This is a genomic window from Bradyrhizobium sp. P5_C11_2, assembly GCF_054049755.1.
The window spans coordinates 1-6,334 of the sequence record NZ_JBFULT010000448.1 but is presented as its reverse complement, the minus strand read 5'-3'; the positions used below and the strand labels follow the sequence as shown (position 1 = coordinate 6,334).

General features: G+C 61.2%; 3 protein-coding genes. 2 read left to right on the top strand and 1 reads right to left on the bottom strand.

Going from position 1 to position 6,334, the window contains the following annotated elements; genetic code table 11:
- The first annotated feature begins 1,432 nt into the window (after positions 1-1,432).
- Positions 1,433-3,496 (top strand): hypothetical protein, encoded by a 2,064-nt coding sequence (locus tag ACXJL8_RS30590; protein WP_456686128.1) that lies wholly within the window; start codon positions 1,433-1,435, stop codon positions 3,494-3,496.
- Between the two features lie 67 nt (positions 3,497-3,563).
- Here ACXJL8_RS30590 and ACXJL8_RS30585 read toward each other — a convergent pair whose 3' ends face one another.
- A complete protein-coding gene (locus ACXJL8_RS30585) occupies positions 3,564-4,577 on the bottom strand; it encodes a formylglycine-generating enzyme family protein (protein ID WP_456686127.1) in 1,014 nt (337 codons plus the stop codon).
- 477 nt (positions 4,578-5,054) lie between these two features.
- Here ACXJL8_RS30585 and ACXJL8_RS30580 point away from each other — a divergent pair, with 477 nt between their 5' ends.
- Positions 5,055-6,035 carry a helix-turn-helix domain-containing protein gene (locus tag ACXJL8_RS30580; protein ID WP_456618923.1) on the top strand — a complete coding sequence of 327 codons (981 nt, stop codon included), beginning with the start codon at positions 5,055-5,057 and terminating at the stop codon, positions 6,033-6,035.
- Positions 6,036-6,334: the final 299 nt, after the last annotated feature.

Sequence of the window (6,334 nt, the reverse complement as noted above, 5' to 3'; positions counted from 1 at the left end):
CGGCCAGAATGGAGCGCATCGTATCGGTTCCGATCGAGCAACTGCCCGGCATCATCTGATGCGCCGTCCGTCCCGCCGCAATCCGATACGGGTTCACAGCTAGGAGATGGGCGAAATTGCAAAGCCCCCTTTTCGCGCCCATGATCGCGCGTCAGAGGTGCTGGGCTTGTACTCGCCGCCATTGATTTTTCAGGCCAATTTCCAAGACTAATCACGGGGTCCCGGGCTCGGGCCCCGGCGCGCTCGCCAACACAATCAATGGCTTACGGCGAATTGCGAACCTATCGAGAAACCCCGGCGCGCCAACCGTGACGGCAAAACGATTGCGGACCCGCTCGTCCAGGATCGCGGCCCGGTCGTTGCCCGCCATGAGCTCGAGCCCGGCGCTTCCCCCCGGCATGACCGCCTGCCCTGCCAGATCCAGGCAGATGCGATCGAGGCGAGGCGGTCCTTCGCGCAGCCATTTCGGGAAATTCGGACACTCGGAAAATCGGAGGTAAGCCCACTGCGCGATGGCTCGAGCGCTGTTCTTGTCGCATGTTCAGGCCCTGGGCCGTGCGARGCCTCGAACGGTCCAGCGCCTCGGCCTCAGCTTCAAGCCAGCCTCGGAGTTGGGGCCGATTTTTGCGAGCCCCCCAGACGAATGCTTCCTCATATTCGAGCTGACCGGCACGCCAAGCGGCGGCCTTATTTTACGGTCTCTTCGTCTCTCGTCAGCGCCTCAAGCCGATCCAGTTGACCGGCCAAACCGGTCAAGCTCTTGGCGATGTTCCTCAGGACAAAGGCCCGGCTTTCGGAAATATCGAGATTGGAAGAAATGGCCTTGTARTGATTTGCGAGTTCCTTGCATCTGGCSGCCGTAATCATGYGGGCTCCATGAATCAATGARCAATAGGGGAATACAGTCTATTCCGTCCGCGCGCTGAACCACGGGAAGCTCGAACCGACGCGCAGGATGACGAAGGGGTACAGGATCATCCGTTGAAGCATCGGCCTAGCGGGAAAGGCCGCAGGGTGGTTCCAGCCCCCACTGCGGCCATCCCGGACAAACAAAAAGTTGGTGCTCAAATCTCGCCGGTGTTCACACAGTAGAACACCCCGTTCCGAAAATGGATTCCGTACAACTACCGGAATTCGAGTTTCTACGCATTGTCACCTAGGGGCGAACATGGCAGGGCTGGCTTTCCAGCCCCCAATGCTCCCGGCTGCCGGTTCAATTGCGGATCAGAGCGCCGGGAGTGCCAGGCCCGCCAGCGTCAACCGGCGGGCCTGAGCGGGTATCACCGTGACAGTGCACCGAATGGCCACCCGCTCCTTCCGCATCAAGCTGCCTGGCCCGTCCGCGTCATCCCAAGCACGTCATCCGCGAACTTTCTTTGCGCCGGCAGTTCCCGTTATCCTGGCGCAGGCGACGTCGGGTTAAGGCGCAGAAATGAAAGCAAGAACAATGGCGGCTGGCCCCGCAATCAGACGTTCGCATCTGGTCAAGCCGGCGACAGGATCAGAATTGAGCCTCTGGCGATTTCAGAGCTTTGCGGTGTGGGGGGCATGTGTCGGCGCTGTTGCGGCCGGCATTGTTGCCTACCTGACCTTGAGCGCGACCAAGCTGGACCTGGGCGCAAATCTCGCGCAGGATTTTCCGGTCGTCCATTTGGGTTTCGCGGACAGCGCAGCCATTAAACGTGCCGAGAAGCTCTTCTACGTCTCGTTCTATGTGTTCGGCTTCGTCTCGGCCTTTGCGGCACTCAGGCTCCGGAAGTTCTTCGAAGGCTATTCGCTGATCCTGTTTTACGTCTCCGCGCTGGCAATTGTCATCGCGCTGGAGGCATTCCTACAGGACGCATTCCAGCAGAGATTTCGGATGGTCGCGCTGGCCGTCGCGGTCGGCGCGATCTTCGTTCCCTTCGTGAAGCGCATCCCGATCCACACCAGCATCAAGGGCGACCAGGAATGCAGGTCGATCGACCTTTTCGAATTCAGATGGGTTGACGCTGCCCTGATCACGGCACTGCTCGCCCTAACCCTGCCTTTGAGCGTGCAGCGCTTGGCTGCGGAGGCGTCGGCCAATCCTCACGCCGTATCGTTCCTCGTCGGGCCGGCGCTCTATCAATTTGCAGATGGCCTAGTGCCTGGCCGCGATTTCCTGTCCTTCTACGGATACGGACCGCCCTACTTGTTCGGTCTGGTCCTCCGGGCCGACGCAAACGTTCTGTATTTGCTCTATGTCGCTTTCGTTGCCGCGTGTCTCGCGATCTACCACCTGTCGGCTTACTGGGTGCTGCGCGACTTCTTCCAGAGCAGAGCACTGCCGTTTCTCCTGGCCGTCGTATTTCTTGCGCTCTGTCAATACGGCGACGGCGAAGCATTCAACGGACCGTCCGCCCTCGCCATCAGGTACATGTTCGTGTTCATTGCCACGGGCATTCTTGCGCGTTTCCTGGTCCAACCTTCAGCTTGGTTATTGGCGGCGCTATCCACCGTCTGCGCAATCTCGATCTTCTGGAACACGGAGACTGGGATTTATACCTGGCTTGTGGGTTGCGCGGTCTTGTCGGTGCGGGTGCTCGAAAGGCGCTGGCCTTGGGAAGTCGCGGCATTCACCGGACTGTCTGTTGTCATCCTGTCCGCACTGTTCGTCGCTGCGTTCGGTTCGGCCGTTCTTTCGATGGACTTCTTGCACGTATTGCTCGCGCCGATCGGTCTGCACAGCGTCTCGAATTGGGTAGCGGTGACGATGAACTGGCGTCCCGGATTTGGGACATTCTACCAGTTGATCTTTCCAGCGATGGCCATAGGCACAGCTGTTAGCGTTGCAGGGACGTGGGCCAAGTGCCGCTCCATCGAGCGTGCGTATCTTCTGGTACTCTCCCTCGTCGCGCTGGTGTTCATGGCCAAGTGGCTGAACCGGTCCCTTGACGCGGTGTGGCAACAAAACGCCTTTGCTTATCTTGCGGTTTGCGCGTGGTGGTGCCGGTCGGCATTCCGCGCTGTCCTCGGCCGAACGACTTCGCTGGCCATCCCTGCGCTATCGTTGGCGGCAACGGCCGTGCTCTCGGTCGCCGCGCTTCTGAGCGCGCAGGATCGTCAACAGGGCGTGACGATCGGGCTGCGGTCGTATTGGCAATATCCGAGCATCGCCAGGCTGAAGTTGGGCCGAGGAGCTGGGAAGGTAAAGGTTTCTCTCGATAGCAGCGACGTCGACCTGGTCAACAAGGTCGTCCCACGCGATGGTCGCATGTTGTTATTGTCCGACCAGGATTGGCTCGTCCTTGTCGCGCTTGGCAGAGCACCCAAGAGTTACTTCCTTCCATTCCGGGATACGTTCAGCCCGGAACATGTGACTCGGAGCTTTGCTGGCACGGATCATTTCATTTTGGACCGCGGCGCGACCTATGAGTATGACTGGCTGAAGGAGATGGTGGAACGCATCCTGCTGGACCAGTTCGAACGCACCGAGGAATCAACCCGGTTTGCTCTCTATCGAAGGAAGTCATGACCGGCGGGGATGTAGCGGGCACGCGGCGAATTCCGGTGCAGTCACCGCAATTCTATTCGATACTCTCCTATCCGGCAACAGACCCTTCCTGGTCGTGACGAATGACGACAGGTCCGCGCGTCACGCAGCGGAATCCGATATGGCTGGTCGACGTGTCGACCGGCTCGGCATGGCGCGCGGCGGGACGGTAACGCCGGCAATAATTGGGCGCGCAGAGATGCGAGCCGCCCTTCAGCACCTTGCGTGGAATGCGGATGTCCGGCAGGGCGAGGTCGTAGCTCGCATCCTCGCGGCCGCCGTGTGGATTTTTCGGAATGCAGCAGGGCTTTGCGGCGTCGGCCACGTGCCGCGCCGACCACCAGTCCGAGGTCCATTCCCAGACATTGCCGATCATGTCGTGAAGGCCGTAGCCGTTCGGCGGGAAGRCCATGACCGGCGAGGTACGCTCGAACCCATCCTCGCCGAGATTCTGGACAGGGAAATTTCCCTGCCAGATATTGGCCATGTGCTTGCCGCCCGGCATCAGTGCATCGCCCCAGGCAAACTCCTCGTCGTCCAGACCGCCGCGCGCGGCGAACTCCCACTCCGCCTCCGTCGGCAGATCCTTGCCGGCCCAGCGCGCATAGGCCACGGCATCGCTATAGGAGACGTGGACGACGGGATGGTCGTCGAGGCCTCTGATATTGCTGCCGGGCCCATAGGGATGGCGCCAATTGGCACCGCGCATGAAGGTCCACCACTGGCTCCAGTTGGTGAGATCCGTGATGCGCGGCAGCGGCGAGAACACCAGCGAGCCGGCGTAGAGCATTTCCCTGAGCACGCCGGGATAATCCCTGGGATCCGGAACGATCTGGGCCTCGGTGACGTGGCCGGTGGCGTCAACGAACTTCTTGAACTGCCTGTTGGTGACGGGCGTGCGATCGATCCAGAAGCCATCGACGAACGCGCGATGGCTTGGCGCCTCCTCGGGATAATGGTGATCGGATCCCATGCGGAAGGTCCCGCCGGGAATGAACACCATCTCGCCGGACTTTATGTCGTCCGGCAGCCACTCGCAGTGATCCAGGTCCGCCCGCAGCATGGTGGCACTCCGATACGCGCATTCGACCTGGTGCTACGGGGTGGAATTCAGCAGACGTCGATTGCGGCGGATCGCCTTGCACATTGGACGCATTGTCCGGTCCCCCCTCCTTGGCGCCCAGAGCTTGAGATGCTGACGACGTATTGCGTCAGCATCTCCTCCCCTTTTTGCGCGCGCGCTATCCTGCACGCGGCGAAAACCCGCCACGTGCGCTCTGCCAAACCGCAGAGCGACTCCAATTCGTTTCGCTTAGGCCGCAAACGATATCCGAAGATCGGACTTCTGTGATGTGCAGTTTGTGCCAGTACGCCACAGCGACGGTTGAGGTTTGATCCACGACGCCATGCGGCGACGATCTCGCGTCAAATTCGGCGATGATTTGCCTCAAAACACCACATCATCGGCCTGCCCCCCACTTCCCGTTGTGGCACTGCCGGCTGCCGCAGAATCGTCGCGCTTCAGCAACAGAGTACGACCATGGGGCAGGTCCTTCTGGTTGATTCGCGGAAGATCGAGAGCTTCGAAGGTCTTCACCAGGCCGTCCACGGCTCCCATGTCGACGTCATGCAGCTCGGACGCGGTCGGATGCGCGGAGCGCTGTCGCATGTCGGCATCGGGGATTTCTCGCTCAGCATCGGCACCTTCAATGTCGGCATGCGTACGCAGCGCATCGCCAGCGACGACAAGCTCATCATCGGAATGTTGCTGACGGCCGCGGAGCGCGTCGCTCACTGGTCGTTCAACATGCAGCTCAACGACGTCCTCGTGATTCCGCCGCTGGTCGAGCACGATGGCGTCTTTCACGGCGCGTCCGCTTACGCCGCCATGCGCTTCGACCTCAATGAAGTCGCGTCCATGTTCGGCGGCGAAGCGAGACTGAGCGATCCCGACACATGGCGCAGCCGCGGCCATTTCCGGGCTGATCCCGAGACCGGCGCGATCGCCTCACGCCGTCTTGTCGAGATCATGTCGCACCTTCGCGCCCACAATGATGCCCTGACGGCTTCGACTGCCGATTTCTGGAAACGATCCATCGTCGAGTGCATGGCCGCCAACGTCATGTCGTCCATGCCGCCCGATGACAGTGGCTGGCTGCCGTCGGCGAGGCGGCTCATCCGCCGGGTTGAAGGCTATCTCGACGAAGCCGGCACGCGCCCGGTACATGTCTCCGAGATTTGCGCGGCGCTAGGGATCTCGCGACGCACCTTGTATCGCGCCTTTCACGAGGTGTTCGGCGTCGGCCCCGTCGGCTTCCTTCGGCACAAGCGCCTTTGCGCGGTGCACTCCATTCTGCGCGACAGCGCTCCCGGCTCGACGACGATCGCAGCGGTGGCGATGCAGCAGGGCTTCTACGAACTCGGGCGCTTTTCACAGTACTATTTGGCGATGTTCGGGGAACATCCATCGCAGACGTTGGGAGTCGCACCGTTCTCGGCGTCCAAACGCGAGGCCGTCTAGACGCAGGCGACAGGACGGTTACCGCCTCTTGCGGCAGGCCGGTTCGAGCGTCGCTCGGGCCTGACCCCGCCTCAACTCCCCCGCGCCACGCCGTTGCCAATCAACTCCGTTGGGCGCACGCTGTCCGGGCGCGTTAGACGCACCGCAGGGAGAGACACATGAAGGAACACGGCCTGGATGGCCGCCACCGGGACAAGGATGGCGGGATCAGCAAGAAGCACGGCAACACGCTGGTCGGTACCTTGCGCAAGATCTATGGCAAAGGATTTGCGGCCGGGTATCCGGATGCGACCCAGCTC

Excerpts from the sequence above, each read along its gene's own strand:
- ACXJL8_RS30590 (WP_456686128.1), top strand. The coding sequence starts at position 1,433 with ATGAAAGCAAGAACAATGGCGGCTGGCCCCGCAATCAGACGTTCGCAT.
- ACXJL8_RS30580 (WP_456618923.1), top strand. The coding sequence starts at position 5,055 with ATGGGGCAGGTCCTTCTGGTTGATTCGCGGAAGATCGAGAGCTTCGAA.